General features: G+C 40.8%; 17 protein-coding genes. 5 read left to right on the forward strand and 12 right to left on the reverse strand.

The window, feature by feature from the left end:
- The first annotated feature begins 982 nt into the window (after positions 1 to 982).
- A complete protein-coding gene (locus H2672_RS06545) occupies positions 983 to 2,599 on the forward strand; it encodes an ABC-F family ATP-binding cassette domain-containing protein (protein ID WP_186670495.1) in 1,617 nt (538 codons plus the stop codon).
- A 132-nt stretch (positions 2,600 to 2,731) separates the two neighbouring features.
- The gene (locus H2672_RS06550) at positions 2,732 to 3,400 is read left to right on the forward strand and encodes a hypothetical protein (protein ID WP_186670496.1); all 669 of its coding nucleotides are present in this window, start codon (positions 2,732 to 2,734) and stop codon (positions 3,398 to 3,400) included.
- Between the two features lie 132 nt (positions 3,401 to 3,532).
- Here the strand turns inward: H2672_RS06550 and H2672_RS06555 are convergent, their stop codons facing one another.
- Complete coding sequence (locus H2672_RS06555) at positions 3,533 to 3,829, reverse strand: DUF1033 family protein (protein ID WP_186670497.1); 297 nt, start codon at positions 3,827 to 3,829, stop codon at positions 3,533 to 3,535.
- Between the two features lie 201 nt (positions 3,830 to 4,030).
- Here H2672_RS06555 and H2672_RS06560 point away from each other — a divergent pair, with 201 nt between their 5' ends.
- Positions 4,031 to 4,687, forward strand: a complete 657-nt coding sequence (locus tag H2672_RS06560) for a 5-bromo-4-chloroindolyl phosphate hydrolysis family protein (RefSeq protein ID WP_186670498.1) — start codon at positions 4,031 to 4,033, stop codon at positions 4,685 to 4,687.
- Positions 4,680 to 5,864, forward strand: coding sequence for a toxic anion resistance protein (locus H2672_RS06565; protein ID WP_186670499.1), 1,185 nt, complete (start codon positions 4,680 to 4,682; stop codon positions 5,862 to 5,864). Before H2672_RS06560 ends, H2672_RS06565 begins: the two co-directional genes overlap by 8 nt.
- 57 nt (positions 5,865 to 5,921) lie before the next feature.
- On the opposite strand, the gene H2672_RS06570 is transcribed toward H2672_RS06565, so the two are convergent.
- The 6 genes from H2672_RS06570 to H2672_RS06595 form a co-directional block, all read right to left on the reverse strand.
- The gene (locus H2672_RS06570; RefSeq protein WP_186670500.1) at positions 5,922 to 7,829 is read right to left on the reverse strand and encodes a hypothetical protein; all 1,908 of its coding nucleotides are present in this window, start codon (positions 7,827 to 7,829) and stop codon (positions 5,922 to 5,924) included.
- Between the two features lie 10 nt (positions 7,830 to 7,839).
- The gene (locus H2672_RS06575) at positions 7,840 to 8,703 is read right to left on the reverse strand and encodes an ATP-binding protein (protein ID WP_186670501.1); all 864 of its coding nucleotides are present in this window, start codon (positions 8,701 to 8,703) and stop codon (positions 7,840 to 7,842) included.
- Positions 8,704 to 9,005: 302 nt separating this feature from the next.
- Positions 9,006 to 9,203, reverse strand: a complete 198-nt coding sequence (locus H2672_RS06580) for a DUF6501 family protein (protein WP_186670502.1) — start codon at positions 9,201 to 9,203, stop codon at positions 9,006 to 9,008.
- A gap of 117 nt (positions 9,204 to 9,320) precedes the next feature.
- Positions 9,321 to 10,544, reverse strand: coding sequence for a 2-oxoglutarate dehydrogenase complex dihydrolipoyllysine-residue succinyltransferase (odhB, locus tag H2672_RS06585; protein ID WP_186670503.1), 1,224 nt, complete (start codon positions 10,542 to 10,544; stop codon positions 9,321 to 9,323).
- Between the two features lie 71 nt (positions 10,545 to 10,615).
- Positions 10,616 to 13,426, reverse strand: a complete 2,811-nt coding sequence (locus tag H2672_RS06590) for a 2-oxoglutarate dehydrogenase E1 component (protein ID WP_186670504.1) — start codon at positions 13,424 to 13,426, stop codon at positions 10,616 to 10,618.
- Positions 13,427 to 13,626: 200 nt separating this feature from the next.
- On the reverse strand, positions 13,627 to 14,703 hold the full coding sequence (locus H2672_RS06595; RefSeq protein ID WP_186670505.1) for an undecaprenyldiphospho-muramoylpentapeptide beta-N-acetylglucosaminyltransferase: 1,077 nt from the start codon (positions 14,701 to 14,703) through the stop codon (positions 13,627 to 13,629).
- A 116-nt stretch (positions 14,704 to 14,819) separates the two neighbouring features.
- Here H2672_RS06595 and H2672_RS06600 point away from each other — a divergent pair, with 116 nt between their 5' ends.
- Complete coding sequence (locus H2672_RS06600) at positions 14,820 to 16,166, forward strand: MATE family efflux transporter (RefSeq protein ID WP_186670506.1); 1,347 nt, start codon at positions 14,820 to 14,822, stop codon at positions 16,164 to 16,166.
- Positions 16,167 to 16,216: 50 nt separating this feature from the next.
- Here the strand turns inward: H2672_RS06600 and H2672_RS06605 are convergent, their stop codons facing one another.
- The 5 genes from H2672_RS06605 to H2672_RS06625 form a co-directional block, all read right to left on the reverse strand.
- Entirely contained in the window at positions 16,217 to 17,296 is a 1,080-nt protein-coding gene (locus H2672_RS06605; RefSeq protein ID WP_186670507.1) for a Ger(x)C family spore germination protein, read from the reverse strand.
- Positions 17,293 to 18,312 carry a GerAB/ArcD/ProY family transporter gene (locus H2672_RS06610; protein ID WP_186670508.1) on the reverse strand — a complete coding sequence of 340 codons (1,020 nt, stop codon included), beginning with the start codon at positions 18,310 to 18,312 and terminating at the stop codon, positions 17,293 to 17,295. Before H2672_RS06610 ends, H2672_RS06605 begins: the two co-directional genes overlap by 4 nt.
- Positions 18,309 to 19,739: a spore germination protein gene (locus tag H2672_RS06615; protein ID WP_255485521.1), complete on the reverse strand. Its 1,431-nt coding sequence runs from the start codon at positions 19,737 to 19,739 to the stop codon at positions 18,309 to 18,311. Before H2672_RS06615 ends, H2672_RS06610 begins: the two co-directional genes overlap by 4 nt.
- Before the next feature lie 184 nt (positions 19,740 to 19,923).
- Positions 19,924 to 20,763: a CAP domain-containing protein gene (locus tag H2672_RS06620; RefSeq protein ID WP_255485522.1), complete on the reverse strand. Its 840-nt coding sequence runs from the start codon at positions 20,761 to 20,763 to the stop codon at positions 19,924 to 19,926.
- A 146-nt stretch (positions 20,764 to 20,909) separates the two neighbouring features.
- A complete protein-coding gene (locus H2672_RS06625; protein ID WP_186670509.1) occupies positions 20,910 to 21,833 on the reverse strand; it encodes a CobW family GTP-binding protein in 924 nt (307 codons plus the stop codon).
- Between the last annotated feature and the right edge of the window lie 4 nt (positions 21,834 to 21,837).

The following is a 21,837-nucleotide window of genomic DNA, read 5'->3' on the forward strand; positions in this document are numbered from 1 at the left end:
TATAATGATCCTGTCTGTGCTAATCGACAGATTTTCTAGGCTTATCAAAATTAATGGGTCCACCCCATTTACCAAATGAAGTTTTTAGTGTATTCCTGTCCATGCGTAAGTCCTTTATAGTGGATTTAGACAGGAACTACCTGTACATCCTATTATAAAGGATTTTTTGTTTGGTTTCTCTTTACTTTTTGAATGTTATGTGCCTTTTTAATCTTCCGCATATGTTAATGCAACACTAGTGGTATTCTAGATATACTTAATTTTAGAAAGCTGGTGTACTACCATGTTTAAATCAGAAGTAACTAACAAAGTTCTAGATATCATCCTCTTTCTTGTATTTATGTCAATAGTTTTATCCAAAAACAACGTAGATACACAGACTAAAACGTTGATAATCTTTATAGTGTCAGCAAGAATTTTATATGATTTATACAAAATTATAAAAATCAAAAAACCGAAAGCTGATTAGATTTAATCGGCTTTTTCATTGCATTTTGGCCGTGGTGTAAACTAAGGTAAATCGATTTTTACAACAATCGCCTTTTCCTATTTAATCTCATCTAATTCTTCTTTTGTCCTTTCCTATAAATAAGGAGAATCCCAAGCAGGATTTTTGGATTCCAAGCGTTCAAATATTAGTTCATCTAATTCTCGTTAAGAAAACAGGAATAAAGTCTATCCCCCACGCGACTTAAGACATACTCACGCGACAATTATGTTGAATATAGGTATTCCCCTACAACCTATCGCTGATGGTTTAGGGAATACACTAAGATAATTTTAAGTTGTACGACCAGCGATTTAAAAACCTTGAAATCAAATTAGCGAAAGTCCACAGTGATGCATTAATCTTTTAAATTGGTGGAATATTTGGATGATGTTTTTAATTAACCCCTTCAAAAGCCATGTGGCATAAGCATTGTTGCTACTATGAATAATTCCGTGCTATAATGGGAGCATTGTGAATTTAGGAGGATTTTGAATGATAGCAGTCAGTAATGTAAGTCTTCAATTCGGCGACCGCAAGCTATTTGAAGATGTGAATATACAGTTTAATCCGGGTCATTGTTATGGTCTAATTGGTGCAAACGGTGCGGGAAAATCGACATTCCTTAAAATATTGTCAGGTGAACTTGAACCACAATCAGGAAATGTCATCATGAACAAAGACGAACGTCTTGCTATATTGAAACAGAACCATTTCGAATACGAAGAAAGTGTCGTACTTGACACAGTTATTATGGGCCACAAACGCCTATATGACATTATGATGGAGAAAAACGCCATCTATGCAAAAGAGGACTTCTCAGATGAGGACGGCATGCGCGCAGCTGAACTTGAAGGTGAATTTGGCGACTTGAACGGTTGGGAAGCTGAATCTGAATCTGCAATCCTTTTACAAGGACTTGGTCTTGCAGATGAATATCATCAACTGAAGATGTCTGAACTAAACGGTTCTGATAAAGTGAAAGTACTTCTTGCACAAGCTTTGTTTGGCAAGCCTGACGTTCTTCTTCTGGATGAGCCTACAAACTCACTTGATTTGAAAGCAATTCAATGGCTAGAAGAATTCCTTATGAACTTCGAAAACACTCTTATTGTTGTATCGCATGACCGTCACTTCTTAAACAAAGTTTGTACGCAAATTGCGGATGTCGACTTTTCTAAAATCCAGATCTACCCGGGTAACTATGATTTCTGGTACGAGTCCAGCCAACTTGCACTAAGAATGTCACAAGATCAAAACAAGAAAAAAGAAGAAAAAATTAAAGAGCTTCAAGCATTCGTTGCCCGCTTTAGTGCCAATGCTTCGAAATCTAAGCAAGCTACTTCACGTAAGAAAACGTTGGAAAAAATCGAATTGGATGATATTAAACCATCTTCAAGACGTTATCCTTTCGTCAACTTCCAAATGGGCCGTGAAATTGGAAATGATGTTCTAAGTATCCAAGAAGTTAACAAAACACAAGATGGTAGAGTAATGCTTAAAGATGCTTCATTTACAATTGATAAAGAAGACAAAGTCATTCTTCTTGGAGATCCTCTTGCCAAAACAGCACTCCTTCAACTGCTTGCTGGAGAGTCCGAGCCTGATTCTGGAGCTATCAAATGGGGAGTTACGACAACACATGCATACCTCCCTATCGATAACAGTAAGTACTTCCAAGGTTCGGAAAACTCACTTGTCGAATGGTTACGTCAATATTCACCGGACGACCAAACCGAGACATTCCTGCGCGGCTTCCTAGGGCGTATGCTGTTTTCTGGTGACGAAGTGAACAAAAAGCCATCTGTATTATCCGGTGGAGAAAAAGTTCGCTGTATGCTTTCAAAAATGATGCTGACAAGTTCGAACGTTCTTCTTCTGGATGAACCGATGAACCACTTGGATCTTGAATCAATTCAAGCACTTAACAACGGACTGATTTCATTCAAAGGCGCAATGATTTTCACATCTCATGACCAACAATTCATCCAAACGGTTGCGAATCGAATCATTGAAATCCATGATGATGGTACAATCTTCGATAAATTGATGAATTATGATGAGTACCTAGAATGGAAAGAACAACAAGAAAAACAAAACAAAAAGAAATAATGTTAAGCCGTTTCCCTTCATTGGGAAACGGCTATTTTTATCGATAAATGATGTTGGAGTTCCGATTGGAATTAATTCACTATTGTATGATATCCGTCGAATTGGGTATAACCAATAGAAAGGAGTGTTTTCATGAGGAAAATAAATCTTTTCGTCTTTCTGTTAGTAGCGGTTCTTGTCTTTTCAGGATGTTCAAAAAAACAACCGACTACCCTTGATAATTCAGGGTCAACCAATGGCACAATTGGTGAAGATGTTGTCAAAGAAAGTGAAAGTGAGAAAGATGGGGAAATTTCTTTAACCGATCTTTTTCTACCGGATGGTTCAAAGGCACATTATCTAGGTGAAGGAAATGAATTTGCAGAACTAGATGTTGAAGTGACACGGCCGTTTGAAAATTATGTTGTCGTCCATGAGAATAATGGCGGTTCCCTGGTTCGCCATATTTATAAAATCGAACCTGACAAAATTAGTATCTTGGATCAGAAAACTGTCGAATTAGTGAAAGACTTTCCTTCACAGGAAGAACTGGATGCATTGATTCCAACTGGCGTTTATCTCAAGAAACCCCTAAAAATAGGTACAACATTTGATACGTGGTCGATTGTTGAAATGGACACAACCGTCGAGACACCGTACAAGAAGTTTGATCATGCTATTGTTATCGAAATGAAAACCGATGACTTCGTCAACCGTAAGTATTTCGTTGAAGGGTTTGGTGAAGTCAAACGGGAATCAATTATGCAGACAGATGATGGTAAATCTGTTGTTACCTCTTCATTGCAAACAGTCGACAAATAGCGTGAAAAAAGAAGCGTCCCTAGTCAGGACGCCTCTTTAAATTGTGCAATAAATTCACATCTTCCAAAAGGTACCGACAATGACGATTACCTTTTGGAAGATGCGAATGCGTGTTTATTTCCAATGCTTATTTTAGCAGAAAGCATTGGGCTTCCCATCCTTCATTAAGATAACACCATGATACAGTTGGAGATCTTCATCACAGCCTTCACAGAAGTTTATTTCGTCTTCAGACCAAAAGACAAAAAAACATTCTTTTTTCATAGCTTCACGTTTATGCTTGTCTCGTAATTCACTAGTCAATTTATTAAAGTGCACCTCAGCAAGTGCTCTATCCTCGAATGAATGGCGTGAACGGATTGTTTCTTCCCACTCTTCAAACATCCACCATGGCTCATAATCTGCTTTCATATAAATCACTTCATACATTTTCCAAACCTCCTATGTAACTCTTAGTTGAATGTCCTTCATTTTAACAAACTCCCTCCTGATGTCCAATTAATTGCTTTCCTTTAGAATTCAAATGGTAGGTGCAGATTGCATTTATCGGGTATAATTGAACTACTGACATGAAACTTTATTCATTTTGAAACGTATAAAGTATAAGGTCAAAGGAGGTATGAATAGATCATGAAGGAAGTCAAACAATTTTTCATTAGACATTTCATTACAGCTCCAATCAGTTTTGGATCCTGGCTCTTCTTTGTTATGGGTGCAGGTATGAATATTTTTGCGGCTACTGGCCTTTTAGTAGCGATCTATTTAGGCGGAACGTTTACTCTAAAGCAGATTCAACTTTCATCCAACTTAAAAAAACTCGGGATGTCCCGTTCTGAATACAGTCACATTAAAGGACAAATTACTGGTGCGAAAATGAAAATTAAACGACTGAATGGTCTTTATGGACAAGTTAGGTCAATCCAGGCATTTAGGCAACTTCATGAAATGAGTAGCCTATCTAGAAGGATTCTTAATCTCGTTCGATCCAATCCTAAAAAGTTTTACGATGTCGAGAAATTTTTCTATGCCCATCTTGATTCTGCAGTCGAATTGACTTCGAAATATGCGCTGCTTATCAACCAACCATTGAAGGATAAAGAACTTCGCATCGCATTACAAAATACGCGTGAAACGCTTGGTGATGTTAACAAGCAATTGGAGCAAGACCTACGAAGCGTTTTGGCATCTGATATAGACCAGCTCCAATTGGAAATTGACTTTGTTGATGTATCCATGAATAATAAAAAGCCGCTTCTTGAAATGAAAGGAGATCCACACAATGACTGAAAATAACCCTAAAAAAACAATTGATGATTTACTTGATAGTCCTTTTGATTTTCAAGAACCCCTTCTTCCAAAGGAAATGCAAACAGAAAAAAAAGAGGTTGAAACGAGCATTAAACTAATTGATCGTCTTTCTCCTGAGGAAAGAGAAAAGGCAAAAGTGCTTGCACAGCAAATTCCTGTCGGCAACTACGAAGCGATTATTACGTACGGCGCAAATGCTCAAAGCGAGCTTTCAAGGTTCTCCACTCAAATGCTCGATCATGTTCAAGGCAAAGATATTGGACCTGTTGGAGATGTATTGAAAGATCTGATGAATAAGCTATCTGAAATAGATCCTGACCATTTATCGGACAAGAAGAAATCTGGTCTAAGCAGGTTATTTAATAAAGCAACGCGGTCTGTTCAAGAAATGATGACGAAATATCAAAAACTTAGTACTCAAATTGATCGGATTGGTATTCAACTTGAGCATTCAAAACGTGGACTTTTAGAGGATGTTAGAATGCTCGATAATTTATATGATCAAAATAAAACCTATTTCCAAGCGTTGAATATCTACATAGCTGCTGCAGAATTAAAGCAGGATGAACTCGCCAACGAAATCATCCCTGAAATGCGCAGAAAAGCTGAATTATCGAGCGATCAAATGGCATTCCAAGAAGTGAATGACATGGCACAATTCCTAGACAGGTTGGAAAAAAGGTTGTACGATTTGCAATTATCACGTCAAATTACTATTCAAAGTGCACCTCAAATCCGGATGATTCAACAGACAAACCAAACACTTGCGGAAAAAATCCAGTCATCTATTATGACTTCAATTCCACTATGGAAAAATCAAATTGCAATTGCCTTGACGTTAAACCGTCAAATGAAAGCAGTAGAGTCCCAGAAACTCGTTACGAAAACGACAAATGACCTGCTTTTGAAAAACTCGGAAATGCTGAAAATCAATTCAATTGAAACAGCAAAAGAGAATGAACGCGGTATCATCGAAATTGATACGTTGAAAAAGACGCAAGAAAACTTGATTCAAACTATTGAAGAGACACTGATTATCCAAGCAGACGGTCGTGCAAAACGTAAAGCTGCTGAAATAGAAATCGGACGAATGGAAGATGAATTGAAACAGCGCCTTCTTGCTGTCCATGAAAAAACACAAAACCGCCCTATCTAAGGGCGGTTTTGTATTTTTATTCCGTAATTATACGGGTTTACCCGCGATTCCCGAAATTCACGAAGTTCTAATTACAATCGCGAGCAATTTCCTCAGTATCCGCAAGGTCTGATCTGTAAAGCTATCCACTGAGTTCGATGAAACGGTTTTATTGCCAAACATCATTGAAAAAAGTGCTTTTTGATCAACAGTCGGTTCTTCCTTCGAAAGGAATAAATGAATGATGGAGATTCCTTTCTTTTCGGTTTCCATTACTGCTTCTGCCGTGTCGAGGATACCGTTCCTATCATAGCCAAACGCCGATGGTTCTCCGTCTGAGAAGACCAGCAAAAACTTGTGCTTCTCCTGTCTCGCCCCCAGTTGATCGGCCATCCATCTAATCGCGAATCCATCGCGGTTATCTTCATTAGCATCAAACGATAAAATTGATAAACCGTTATCTTTATTACGATCTGTAAACGTATGCATAAGCTCAAATACGTTTGGTTGAACTTCCTTTGTAGCGTTATTTGCATCCTCATAATAGGACGAAATTTCATGACTGACGCCAAGTTGACGGAGTACATCATGAAACATTAAAACGGCCTGTTTTGTTTCGTCCAATTTGTCGAGCATCGAAGCAGAACCATCAACTAGTAGACCAAATACTGCATCTAGATTAACAGAAGGTGCATTCTTCCTGTAAAATGGTTTCGGTCGTTCATCCACAACCATCGTCGTTAATTTCGTCGACAGTCGCCCTTTCATAAGGCGCTCACGTTTCGAATCCTGTTTCAAATCGATCCGTTTCTTCATCTCCTCGACGAAGGACCGGACATACGGCTTTTGCTCTTCTCGCCAAACAGTCAATTGTTGACGATTTCCAACCTCGTCTACGACTTCTATTCGTTGTTCCTCGTACACGACGTTGACATGCTCTTTTCCAAACATCTTGCCCGCCTTCATCTTTCGATCCCGCTTGTCCGTTTTGTCACTGGTGTCATCCGTCCAGCGGTCGCTATCATTCCCCTCTGAATCACCAGAGCCCGTCTCTTCGATTTCAGCGTCTTCATTGCCCGGAGTTGCGTCGTTCGCATCACTCTTCCCAGAACGGCCGTGCTCGAGTTCAAATTCAAGGTGGACGCCTGATTCACTCTCGCTTTCACGATGCCAGGACCGAAACACTTCTTCGATTGTCTCTTTTGGACCTTCCTCGCCTTCTTCGGCGTCAGACATCCCTTTATGATAATGAAATACTGCATTTTCTTCGGTAATGGAATCGCCAACTGAAAAATACTGATGGACAAGGTCTTTATCAATTGACCTTTCTACAATCTCAGTAATTCTATCCGCAATAAATGTATTGTCCTCTGTACTTTTTGAATCGTAGGCATGCTGCAGAACGGATTGAATAAGGCCAAAGTCGATGGAGTGGGCACCCCAGTCGATAGATGTTTCCGCAAAAAGTCCTTCATGTAGCGATATGAACAGCTGATTCATTAGTGCATCGGCAAGGTGATTTTTATGCATATTCGAAGATAGCACACCTCGGTGGGAGTGGACATACGCTTCCCTCCTAGTCTTAAATGCATGTGCGGTGCCTGGCCTTTCTTTTGCAATTAGATCAATCAGACGAAACTCTTCTAGCATCATCAATAGTTCCGATGCAAATTTTCGAAGTGGATGTGGGCCATTTTTTTGAGTGAACTCCATCCATGAGTTAACACTAAAATGCTTCCAATAACCTGCAGTTAACAAATAAATATCAGAAAGTCTTCCCGCATGAATCACTTCATCTGTCCGGTGACGCCAAAAAACACTCATCGAGATAATCCCTTCTTGAGGTCGGAATTCAAGTAGTTTTCGTTCCGTTAATTCAATGAAAGGTGCGTCTGCTAACGCGCGCCCTAATCGTTCATACAATAAAAGCGTCTTGGCATCGACCGTTTCATCATTAAATTGAATGAATCGATTCATCTTCACCATAGTGATCGCCTCATTTCACCCAAGTATCGACTAATTCCATGACAAGTCTACGTTCAATTGTATCATCCAGCTTCTCCGCGATAGCATACTGGACTGCACGTTTCACAGGGATATGTTCAGCCAACCCCATAGCGTCGAGCAGGCTTCTCACTGATGCAGCCTCATCGGATAATAATCCGTTCATTACTTGTTTCTTCAAATCGTTACTGATATTAAGGAAAGTCTCAACAAGCTGTTTCGGGGCAGAAGGACACGTATCCTTCATAACTAATTCTAATTGTTCTCCAGTTAGGTAGGGAACTGTGAACGATACAAAACGATTTTTTAACGCTTCATTCATCGGAGATGTTCCGACGTAGCCTTCGTTTATGGCTGAAATGACCGTGAAGTCTTCATGCGCATAAATCACTTCACCCGTAAATGGATTTGTCAGCATACGACGATGGTCCAAAACACTATGAAGGATGGGCAACGTTTCAGGTCTAGCCATATTGATTTCATCGATGTATAAAATATGTCCCTTTTTCATAGCTTGGACTACGGGTCCTTCGACAAATTCAATAATGCTTTCTCCGTCTTTGCTGATTATCGTTTTAAAACCAAGCAAGGCTTCAGCATCCAAATCAACTGAACAGTTTATGCTTTGCATCGGCTGATTAAAGTAATGTGAAATGGTTTGGGCTAATTTTGTTTTCCCAGAACCCGAAGGCCCTTTCAATAACACTGGTTTTTTTAATACCACACTAATGAGTACGTCATCCCATAAATGAGGGCTTGGAGAAACGTAGCCACCTTCTTGGATTAATCGTACCGCTGCGGTGTCATGCGTTTTCGTTGTGCGATGCTGCTGTTCTTTTTCTACTAACGAGTTCATAAACTTGCCTCCTTATAAAAAAACCCGCACACCAACGAGTGGGTAGCGGGCTTTTAGTTTTTGTTTAACTAAATATCAAATCTCGTATTTTGGAGAATTTCCAACTTAGCAATTTCACGTCTAGACTCCAGCGCCTAGCCCGGGCTCACACGAAGTGAGCCATGTAGCTGTTGCCAAAGAACGTGGCGAAATTATGCTGCCTTCTTTTCTGCCACTTCAGTCTTGCAGATAAAGGCAAAGAGCGCGTTTACCCGCAAGACTTTCAGCGCTTTTCGGGGCTGAACAGGCGCTTCCGCTTTTGATTATTCAAAATACGTTTTATAATAACCCCCGACTTTACCGGAATTATCGAGAATGAAAATGAATTCATCTGTTTCGTTTTTCACTTCATACTCTTTACCTGGTGTCAGAACATTGTTCACTACATATTTTTCAGCGTCTGCATGCTTGCAGACGACAGTACGGATTGCAGGTGCGGTCATCCAATCTTTGAATGTCATTGTTAATCACGCCTTTTCTGTGGGGTGGATAAGGAAAAATCGACCCGCTAACAATAACGGGCCGATTACCTAACTATTCTTGTCTAGACTTCGGGCGCCAGCCCTCCGCTTTTCGTATTACGATCCTAGAAGAAGATCTTCCGGATTTTCAATCAATTCTTTTACCATTTTCAAGAAGCCAACTGAATCCTTACCATCGATAACACGGTGGTCATAAGAAAGAGCGACATACATCATTGGACGAATTTCAACATTGTTACCAATCGCGACTGGACGCTTTTGGATTGTGTGCATGCCAAGGATTCCGACTTGTGTACCATTCATAATTGGTGTTGACATTAGTGAGCCGAATACGCCACCGTTTGTAATTGTGAATGAACCGCCTGTCATATCTGCAATTGTCAATTTGTTATCGCGTGCTTTTTTAGCAAGTTCCACGATAGTTCCTTCAATTTCAGCAAAGTTTTTACGATCAGCGTCGACTACGTTTGGTACAACTAGTCCGCCATCTGTTGAAATTGCAACACCGATATCGTAGAAGTTTTTAAGAATAATTTCATCGCCGTCAATTTCAGCGTTAACATAAGGATATTTCTTAAGTGCAGCGACAACTGCTTTCGTGAAGAATGACATAAATCCTAGACGAACATCGTTTTGCTCGAAGAATTGGTCTTTCTTACGTGAACGAAGTGCCATAACGTTTGTCATGTCGATTTCGTTGAATGTTGTAAGCATTGCTGTTGATTGTTTAACTTCAAGAAGACGTTTTGCGATTGTTTGACGACGACGTGTCATTTTCTCGCGTGTAACACGTCCATCTTCTACTACTACTGTAGCTGCTTTTGGTGCAGTAGCCGCTGGTTGTGCTTTAGGAGCTGTACCGTGCGCTTCAACGTCTTGAACACGAACGCGTCCCATTGGATCAACTGGAGATACTGCCGCAAGGTCGATTCCTTTTTCACGAGCTAGTTTACGCGCTGCCGGGCTTGCAATTGTACGGTCTGATCCGCTTGCATCTTCAATAGCCGCTGGAGCAACTGGTGCTGCTTCCATTTTTTGAGCAGCTTCTGTAACTGGTGCAGATGGAGTTGCAGCTGGTGCGCCTGAACCTGAACCAACGATTGCGATGACTTGACCAACTTGGACTGTATCGCCTTCCGCTGCAAGATGTTCTTGGACAATTCCTGCTTCTTCTGAGATGATTTCAACGTTTACTTTGTCTGTTTCAAGTTCAACGATGAATTCGCCTTTCTCAACGCTTTCACCTGGTTGTTTCAACCATTGTGCAACCGTTCCTTCTGTAATTGATTCTGCAAGTTCTGGTACTATGATCTCTGCCACAATAAATTCCTCCTCAAGTCTACCGTTACAACGGTCTAAACATTCACTTAATAGTATAACTTCACTTAACCTTACTTCTTCAATGCTTCATCAAGAATGCGATTCTGTTCAATCTTGTGAGATTCCCCGTCGCCTTCTGATGGGCTTGCACGATGAATTCGTCCAACATAGGATACTTTCTTACCATGCGCAACTTCGCGGATATAAGAATTTGCAAAATGCCATGACCCCATGTTTTTCGGTTCTTCTTGTACCCAAACAAGTTCTTTGGCATTCGGATAGCGTGATATGATATCGCTCACTTTGTCAGCTGGGAACGGATAGAGCTGTTCGACACGAACGATATGCAAATGATCGAAGTCTTTGCCATCTTTCACGCGTTCTGCAAGATCAATCGCCACTTTACCGCTTGCGAATAAGATTTTCTCTACTTTATCCGTTTTTTTGCCTGTTCCTGGTTGCTCAAGCACCGTTTGGAAATGGCCTTCTGTCAAGTCGTTGACATCAGCACCGACAAGCGGGTGACGAAGAAGTGATTTAGGTGACACAATAACAAGCGGACGCATCGATTTATCACCGAGCATTTTTGCTTGTCTGCGAAGAATATGGAAATAGTTTGCCGCACTAGAAAGGTTTGCGACCGTCCAGTTATTTTCCGCACAAAGTTGCAGATAACGTTCAAGTCTTGCGCTTGAGTGTTCGGGTCCTTGCCCTTCATAGGCATGCGGTAATAGCAATACCAGTCCCGATTGCTGACCCCATTTAGAGTAGCTTGAAGAAACGAACTGATCGAACATTACTTGAGCCATATTCGAAAAGTCTCCATATTGCGCTTCCCAAATTGACAACACTTTTTGGTCTTCTAAGTTATAGCCGAATTCATAACCAACAATTGCCGCTTCTGTCAAAGGACTGTTATACGCGACGAATGATGCTTTTGAACCGCTAATATGGTGAAGTGGAACAAGTTCGTCACCCGTCTTTTCATCGTGAAGGACTACGTGACGGTGTGCAAACGTTCCACGTTGGACGTCCTGACCTGTCATACGGATTGGATTACCATCTTGAAGGATTGCACCAAATGCTAGCGTTTCAGCATGTGCCCAATCGATTTTCCCTTTTCCGTTGAATGGGTCTTGGCGACGTTTCAGGATTTTTTCAAGCTTCCCAAATACATTGAAGTTTTCAGGATACGTCAGTAACTCTTCATTGATGCGGCGAAGATTCGCTTCATCCGTACCAGTTTCAAGGTCTCTTGGATACCCTACAAGTACTTCTTCAGGTGTAGCATTTGAAATCAATGCTTTTTCTGACGTATGTTCTTTTACTTTGTCGTATGCTGCCTGCATCGTTGCAAAAACTGAAGCGTCCAGTTTCGTTACATCCTCTTCTGTCAAAATGTTGGCAGATGCAAGTTCAGATCCGTATAGTGCACGAACTGTTGGATGCTCATGAATTGAATGGTACATAACTGGATTCGTCACGAGTGGTTCATCCATTTCGTTGTGTCCATAACGACGGTAGCCAAGAAGATCAATCAGAATATCTTTGCTGAACTTTTGACGGTATTCGAATGCGAATGATGCAGCTGCAATCACTGATTCAGGGCTATCTGCATTGACGTGCAATACTGGAACTTCATAGCCTTTTGCAGGATCCGATGAATAATGTGTTGATCTAGAATCGTAATATTCAGTTGTGAATCCAATCATATTATTCGCAATGACATGAATGGAACCACCTGTTTTGAATCCGCGAACACGGCTATAGTTGAATGATTCTGGCACAATTCCTTGTCCAGGGAATGCAGCATCTCCATGGATAAGCACTGCGTAAGCAGCATCTGTTTCTAGTACAGGAATTCCCGGGTTATCCGTGTTTTCCTGTGCAGCTCTTGTTTGACCTGTAACAACAGGATTGACGACTTCCAAGTGGGATGGGTTATAAGCAAGGAAACGTTGCATGCCCGATTTGCCTTTGTATAAGGCACCCATATGGTATTTCACATCGCCGAACCAACCGCGTGTTGTTTCAAGTGAACCGTCTGTTGGAAGGAATGGATCTTCAGAAACACCTGCAAATTGTGCAAACATTGTTTCATATGGCTTATTCAAAATATGCGTCAGTACGTTTAGGCGACCACGGTGAGCCATCCCAATTAATACTTTTTTCGTTTTTTGTTCTTCAGATAGACGAACAAGTTCGTCAAGGAAGATAACTAGTGTATCCAGCCCTTCAATAGAGAACCGTTTCGCACCGACAAAAGTCCGGTGAATGAATTTCTCAAACCCTTCAATTTTCGTCAATCGTTCGAGAAGTGCTTTTTTCTCGTCTACAGATAATGTAGACGTAACATTTCCGTTTTCGATTTTGGATTGAATCCAGTTTCTTTCATCTTCGTCAATGACATGATCGAACTCATAGGCGATTTTACCTGTATACAATGACTTCAAATAATTTACTGCTTCAAGCCCATCTTCTACGCTTGCAGGAACATTTTTAAAGAAAAGAGATGCTGGCATTGCTTGTAGATCACTTTCCGTAAGCCCATAAGTGGAAAGTTCAAGACGTGTTGAATCTTTTGGACGATCACTTAGCGGATAGATATCTGCTGCAAGATGTCCGTATGTACGGATTGCAGTCTGCAACTGATAGGCGGACAATACTTTACCGAAGTCGCCAGGAGCTACTGCCCCGACCGCATTGTCGTGGTCTGTGTTACTCATTACGGGCGCACCAAAACGGCTGAACATTTCGGAAAGTTCAGCATCTACAGATTCAGGTGACCTTTTGAACAGTTCGTACATTTCCATTATATACCCAAGGTTCGGACCCGAAAAAGCAGCATAAGGGGAACGATGAGTGTCAGCATTGTTCGACATGTAAAATGACCTCCACATTTGCCAAAAGGCATATTGTGATTATATTTTTTATCCTCGTTAATTTTACCACGCAAACACTTTAACTGAAAGGGTTTAGCGTTAACTCTTTAACTTTATTACCGTCAACTAGAATACACTGGATTCACATTACTTGCAACCATTCGTTAACCCTCCGAAAAAATGTAAACTGTCTTTTCCAGTTATTTTCGGTGTGACAGGATCATTTCAACCATTTCTTCCGGTATTTTGGGGGTTGCTACTTTTTTCATATTCCCAATCAAACTGCCTTTCTCATCTACAAATGAAGCGAATTCTTCGGACAATGGGCGTAGTCCCACTTCCTCCTCTTTCAATACATGTGCGAGTCCGAGCGATTTAAAGTGAGAGGCATTCAAGATCTGATCCCCTCTGCTCTTTGCGGCAGAAAGTGGTATAAGCAGCATCGGTTTACGTAATGCCAGTAGTTCAAAGATTGCATTTGACCCCGCTCTTGAAACCGCAAAATCGGATGCCGCTAGCAAATGTGGCAGGCCTTCCGTTACGTATTCAAATTGAGTATAGCCGGGTGTACCTTCGAGCGTTTGATCAAGATTCCCTTTCCCGCAAAGATGGATAATATCAAAGGTACGCAAAATTGCAGGTAAATCTTTTCGAACGGCATCGTTGAGTATGGACGACCCCTGACTACCACCCATGATAATTTGCACAGGTTTCTCACCTGACAAGCCCGCAATGCGCAAGCCTTCTTTTCGTACACCCTTAAACAACTCGGGTCTGATTATCGCACCGGAGCAAGTCGCCTTACCTGCGGGCACATAATTAAGTGTCTGTTCGAACACAGTAAAGATATGATTGGAAAAAGGTAAAGCCATTTTATTCGCAAGCCCTGGTGTCACGTCCGATTCATGGATGACTACACGTACTTTCGCCATTTTCGCTGCCAATACGACAGGTACTGATACGAAACCGCCTTTGGAGAAAATAATTTCGGGTTTAACTTTCCTAATGACCGCTAGCGCTTGAAGAACACCCGCACCTACACGGAATGGATCAGTAAAGTTTTTCATGGAGAAATAGCGTCTTAGTTTTCCACTTTGAATGGCATGATAAATTACTTCGGGGTGACCATCACGGATTAATTCATTTTCGATTCCGTTATGCGACCCAATGTAATGAATTTCGTATCCTTTTTCACTGAATACAGGGATAAGGGCTTCATTCACAGATACGTGCCCTGCTGTGCCGCCCCCTGTCAATAATATAACTGGCCTTTTCATAGCCATTCACCTCTTCTATTTTAGATATATAGTGTAACTTTACTTAACTTCATTGCCATTATAGCAAACGAAGCATGGTACAATGGTGTTTAATTGTAGATTAAAGGGTGATTTATTTGGAAACTGCAGTTCCACTGAAGAAAAAGCCGTTCAGATTGGCAACAATTGTCTTGCCAATCCTTGTTACACAAGTTGCTCTGTATATGATGACGTTCTTCGATATTCTTATGACAGGGCGATATGATACATACCATCTTGCAGGCGTTACGATTGGATCTTCTTTCTGGCTCCCAGTCTATACAGGGCTTGCTGGTATTTTAATAGGACTTACACCAATCATTGCTCAATACATCGGAGCACGTCTCCACGCGGAAGTCCGACCTTCCGTCCAACAAGGCCTTTACGTATCGGTAGCTCTGGCCGCAATCGTCTTTGTCATTATTCTATTCGCAGTTCCACCTATACTAGAAGCAATGTCGCTTGAGGCTGAAGTACGCATTGTCGCAGCGGACTATTTGACAGGAATGAGCTTCGGCCTACTCCCCCTCTTTGCTTATACAGTGCTACGCTCATTTTTTGATGCGCTTGGAGCGACACGCGTTTCGATGTTCATCATTTTATTATCTGCTCCCATTAACATCTTCATAAATTATTTGCTCATTTACGGGAATTGGGGCTTTCCTGAACTTGGCGGTGCTGGGGCCGGATATGCATCCGCTATAACGTATTGGCTTGTGTTCTTCATTGCTAGTTCCGTCGCGTGGAAGCGTAAGCCTTTTAAGGACTACGCACTTTTCAATGGATGGGAAAAGATTTCATTTAAAAAATGGAAAGTGATTTTATTCATTGGGGTGCCAATCGGGATTTCAATATTTGTAGAGACAAGTATCTTTTCCGCCGTCACACTTATGATGAGCAACTATTCGACTGCGGTTATTTCCGCACACCAGATTGCACTAAACTTCACTTCTCTGTTATATATGTTACCGCTGAGCATTTCGATGGGTGCGACAATACTTGTCGGCCAAGCTGTCGGCGCAGGACAGATGCGCGATGCTAAACAGTACAGTTATCTCAGTGTTGGACTTGCCATTGCTTTTAGCTCTGTATCAATTGCGATTCTTCTCGTTTTCAGGGCGACAATTGCTTCCCTTTATACAACAGACGGACAGATTATCGGATTGGCGACACAGTTCTTCATCTATGCTGCGTTGTTCCAATTATCGGACGCAATACAGGCTCCAGTCCAAGGTGCATTACGAGGCTATAAGGACGTTAATATGACATTCATCATGGCTATTGTCTCCTATTGGGTCCTTGGTTTGCCAATTGGTTATATGATGGCGACGTTTACTGAACTTGGTCCATACGGATACTGGGTTGGTCTCATTGCGGGATTGACAGTGGGCGCGATTACACTTACCGGACGGTTGATCTATATTCAGAAAAAGAAATTTATATAAACGCGAAAACCCGCAAATGCAGCAATATGCATTTGCGGGTTTTTACTAGTCTAATTCAAAATATCGGTTCGTAAAACCTCGACCTTCACCTTAACGCTAATTGGCAGTTTGGCAAATGTCTCGGTCCAATCCCCTTTTCCCCATAGTGCGGGATGGAATGCCCGTACCGGTCGCCCGAACCCTACCGCATCGCTTTTTGCTTCTTGCAATTTCTTTACAACTCCGTTAAATTCCTTCGTCATTTCCTTCGAAAGAAAATCCTCCACTTCTTTAATTACTTTCTTTTTATCCAATCCGACGTGCGGGAATTCTTCGACGCTAAGCTTCAATTTATAAAACGCCTCTATCTTATCATTAGATATTTTCCACTGTTTATGATTATCAACCACTTGGACTGTAAGTGGACTCTCTTCCCCACCACTTTTCCATATATAAGAAAAGCGTGCAAAGCTCCCCTTTTTCTTTCTTAGTAAATTTAGTAGTATCGACTCTTTTTTATCAAGTGTTTCCCCAGTAAATTCCTTCTTATTAAATAACGCAGTACCGGCAATTTCCGGTATACCGCTTTCTTTCTCGATTTCAATATAGGGCAGTGACAGGGATATATCTTCTGCAAAAAGAACTGTACTCACTTGTTGAATGTCGATATCCGGTATAAATGTATACCGGATTGCCGTTTCTAAAAGGTTTGAATAATAAGTTGCAACATCATCCCCTACATGAGCTGACGGTTTGAAATAAGAAGCCAGGTCACCTTGGACAATGGCCATATGTGCACCAAGTCGATTGCGGGGATCTCTATACAACATATCAATGTACTCATATATATCAGATTTTGCAGTGTCTTCCGCTATAAAAAGAACTTGAAGGGATGCGATGTTAAGCCCCTCCATCGTTCTATGATTCGCATCGTTTCGTGCTTCCCGAAGCGTTTTACCACTTCCCTTGGATGTTGAATAACTTATAGAACCATCTTCAAATGTTGGATATGCAAATTGTGCCTTAACATCTCCTGGTTTCCCTTCTACTCCGATTAAGGAAACAATTGTTATATCCTTGTATTGCCTTTCGTCCCAACAACCACTTAATAGAAATGAACAGATTAGTAGAATACATGCATTTCTTTTCATTTCTTCTTCCTCCGGTTCATGAGTATAACCACAGTTGGAACAACAATTGCGAAAAATAAATGGAAATAGACAAGTGATTTTTGAATTATTGCTACATGCTCTTTTGAGTGTAAGAAAAGTGGTAATAGGACGAGCAGGATATGAAAAATAATTGTATTCCTTTTTTTGTGCCCATTTGCATGAAGCTGATGGACATACATCGTTGTAAAGGCAAAAAGGGAAATCGTGATAATACTCCACATCATCCAAAGATAAATAAAGAATAAATCAATCCGTTCTACAAACGTAACGGTTTGTGATTTCAAAATATACATGGCTGGCTCAGGGATCATTTTAATTTCCTCTAATGAGAAATAAAGAAGGGTGAACAAAACCGAACTTAAAAAAAAGACTAACCAAAACATTTGGTAGATGAGAAGTGGTAACCCTTTAATTTTTTGTTTGATGTCTACATGCTTCCTGAAAAACAAAAACAGTTCTATCCCAATAAATGTAAATTGTGAAGTTAGAATCCCTTTCAACAATCTTGAACTATCTACCTCACCGATAGGGAACAAATTTGTCCATACGAATTCAGGCCATGCAAGTAGCAGTAAAAGGTAAAATATAGGTATTAGCGGGATGAGGATGACACTTAAATTAATGACAGTTTCAGGACGGCTCAAATTTGCATACAGCGATACGCCTACCATGATTGAAATGACGACAATCTGGGGAGTATCAGGAAATGCCCATACCGCAAGCGTATAATCTATATAAGAAATGAAGGAGACGATGATAAGGAGCCAGTACCCTTTATAGAGCCAAGATCCAAACGGTCCTAGCACAAAGTATTTATAATTTTTTTCATATAACAGCAACAAAACGTAATGGAAAATTCCTACTCCAATGAAAATGAGCCAAGCGTCACGCCCTACCACGTTGATGAATGGGGTTTGAAAGGAAAGAGAAACAGTACCAGTTTGTGCAATAAACATGATTAAAAAAAACTGGATTCTTGACAATTTAAACGTCAACGGTTCCCACCTTCTTTATCTTCACCATGCGTAAACGTTTTTTGCTGTTTTTTTAGACGGACGTACGGAGACCTGAAGAACACATCTTTAAATCTAGATGGATCAAAAGGAACGATCGGCGAAAAATAGGGCTGTTTCAATGACGACACATTCATAAGGTGGATGAAAAGGACAAGTGTCCCAATTGCTATTCCAAAAAAGCCGAACAATGAAGCAGCAATCATAAATGGAAAGCGAATAATTCGGATTGTCATATTCATTTCCCAAGATGGAACGACAAAGCTCGAAATTGCAGTCATCGCTACGACAATCACCATGAAATTCGATACCAGACCGGCACTAACGATTGCATTACCAATAACGAGACCACCTACAATTCCTACCGTTTGGCCAATCGGGGTGGGTAGGCGGATGGCCGACTCCCGTATGAGCTCGATAAACAATTCCAGAAGTAGCGCTTCAAATATAGGTCGATACGGAATATCGTTCACCGCTAGTTTCACTTGTTTACCTAATTCAAGCGGAATGATATCGGAATGAAAACCGATGACCGCTATATAGAATGCTGGTAAAAAAATAGCAGTCATAAAACTTAACATCCGGAGAAGCCTATAAAATGAACCAACAAGAACACGCCCATTATAATCATCCGGAGACTCATAAAACGAAAAAAAGTTTACCGGGGCGATAAGCGCCGTTGGAGAACTATCAGTGAAAAGTGCTATTTTCCCTTCTAGTAAATTCGCAACAACACGATCGGGTCGTTCCGTATTGAGAAACTGCGGAAACGGCGACCATACGGAGTCTTCCAAATAATCCTCTACTTGACCTATACTTATTACTTTGTTCGATTTAATGCTTTCTAGTCGTTTTTTGACATCAGCGACAACGTCTTCATCCGCTATCGATTCTATATATACATAATTAATATGCGTTTTGGTATCATTTCCAATCCTTAGTGACTGAACGACCAGATCAGGAATTGCAAGCCGTTTTCGAATGAGGGACATATTCGCATCAAATCCTTCGACGAACCCATCATGCGAGCCACGGATAACATGTTCATTGTCAGGTTCGTTAGGACTTCGCATTGCAAATTTCGGCATTTTGATTTGCAATAACAAATTTGTTTCGGGAAATATAACAGCTACGAAGCCTGAACTAACACTTTCAGTAAGAGTTGAAACGGAAAAAGCGTGTACGGACGAGATAGCGGTTTCTCCCCAATCAATCAGTCCGTCCGATGCCCTTTTCCTAATTAGTTCGAGCTGCAGGTTCACCTGTGCTCCTTCGGTCATTACCGTGTAGTAACAGATGACAGCTGTACGGTCCTGCCATTTCGTTTCTTCGACGAACAGATCGGAGGAATTATGAAATATTTTTTTTATGTATAAAATTAAACTATCAGTCGAAACCATGTCATCCATTATGCTCACCTCCTATGAAGAGTTTGAGCATGCCGGAAAAAATTTAAACATTCACTTGGTGAGGTTTGTTATGTAATAACTTAGTTCTAGCATCTATAACAATGTTTTGCGTACAAAGGTATAGTAAAAAAACTATCCTCCAAACCGATTTATTGTCGGTTCGAAGAATAGTTTTTGACTGCTATTATTTTTGAATAAACTGCTGTGTCCAGTAGTTGCCGTTTTTGTCATAGCCGATGCCGATGTGAGTGAATCCAGGTGTTAAGATATTTTGTCTATGCCCTGGTGAATTCATCCATCCTTTTACAACTTCTTCAGCCGAACGTTGGCCCATAGCAATATTTTCCGCTGCCGATTTATACGTTATACCATTTGATTTCATTTGATCGAATGGTGATCCGTATGTCGGGCTTGTATGCGAAAAGTATCCTTTTGATGCCATATCTGTTGACTTTTGTCGTGCAGAGTTCATCAACTTCGCATCTGTTAGTAATGGTTTAAGACCTGCTTTTTGTCTTTCAACATTTGTAAGGTCAAGTACAGCTTTTTCAATCGCAGAAACAGAAGCATCTGATGTTGTTTCCGCTGGTTTTTCTGGTGTTGGCTTAACCGGTGGAGTTACTTCCGGTGTTGGTGCTGGCTTAGCCGGTGGAGTTGCTTCCGGTTTTGGTGTTGGTGTTGGTGTTGGTACCGGTTTAGTCGGAGCTGGTTTTTCTACCGGCTTAACTATAACTGGCTTATTCACCGGTTTCTTGATTGGCTTGACTATAACTGGCTTATTTACCTGTTTGTCAATAACGCCTGTATTTTTTGCATAAGACTTAGCTAAACTATAAAGTTGCTCAAAATTAATATTTTTTCCAAGCAAGACATTGTACATGTCGGGTTGTTTGTCCCCCCCTATGTAGCTTTGAATGTACTTGTGCACCTGTACATTATTGTCCAATTGTGAAGCTTCTACATTATTGTTGTTCGGCAGTAAGAGCGCCGAACCGAGCATGAGTACTGCAATCGATTTTTTCATCTCATTACTCCTCCCTTCGCAATCTATCATAACGCGTGGGAGATTTAGAATATCGGGGTTTTTTACCAGTAAACCCAGTTCTTAAATAAATACCCTAGCAAAGGACCTCACATTCTATGGAAATGGATAAGTCTGGTCAACTATCTTTAATTTTCATCTGAAAAGGGGTTGACGACCTCATAATTTATCGATTCGATGCCTTCACCAATGATAACTAGGCAGGCTTCCATCTTGACGTATTCAGGCAACCAGTTGACCATTCCATATGCATATTGAAACATAAATGGATTTTTATAGCCGCTAATGGGCACATAACCTTTCATCCGATACACTGTATCAGGAAGTGATTTCACCCAATTCTCAAATTCTTCTTTTGTAACACTATCATTAAATGTAAGAAGTTTTGAAGAAAGAGGAAGGCCTTTTCCTGATATGATTTGTTTATCAGTCCCTTTTTTCGACGAACTAAGGGTTTTCTCAATGAAGGAGAACGCAACTTTTGCGCCCACCGTTTGTATAATTGGAGCAGATTCATTGAAACTAGCTAGTTCAAATGTCACTTTCGCTACTTCTTCTTCAGTTAGGAGATCAACTTTATTTGCTAGTAGTAAATGAGCATGACGAATTTGTTCCATGAATAAAGCACGTACTTGCGGAGATAACAGATCACGTTCCAGCCAGCGCTTCGAATCGGCAACTGTTATAATTCCTTTTATGTTAAGCCGGTCTGCGAATAAAGGAGAGTAGATAGCGTCTAGTGCTTCCACGGGGTGTGCAGCACCCGTTGTTTCAATTAAGATGACATCGATATCATCGTTCTCCTCAAGCAGCCCCTGAAGCTGTGCCTCTGTTTTCTCTGAACCTGTACAACAGATACATCCGTCTAGCAGTTCTTTAAGCGGAACTCCACCTTCTCCTTCTACAGCATCTGAATCGAAAGGCAATGCTCCAAATTCATTCATCAATACAGCAGGTTTTTTTCCTTGTTCTTTCAATTGTGCAATTGTATGAAGTAATAGTGACGTTTTTCCGCTTCCTAGAAAACCACTAAATAAGTAAACATCAATCATATGT

Source organism: Sporosarcina sp. BP05, from assembly GCF_014282005.1.
GTDB lineage: Bacteria > Bacillota > Bacilli > Bacillales_A > Planococcaceae > Sporosarcina.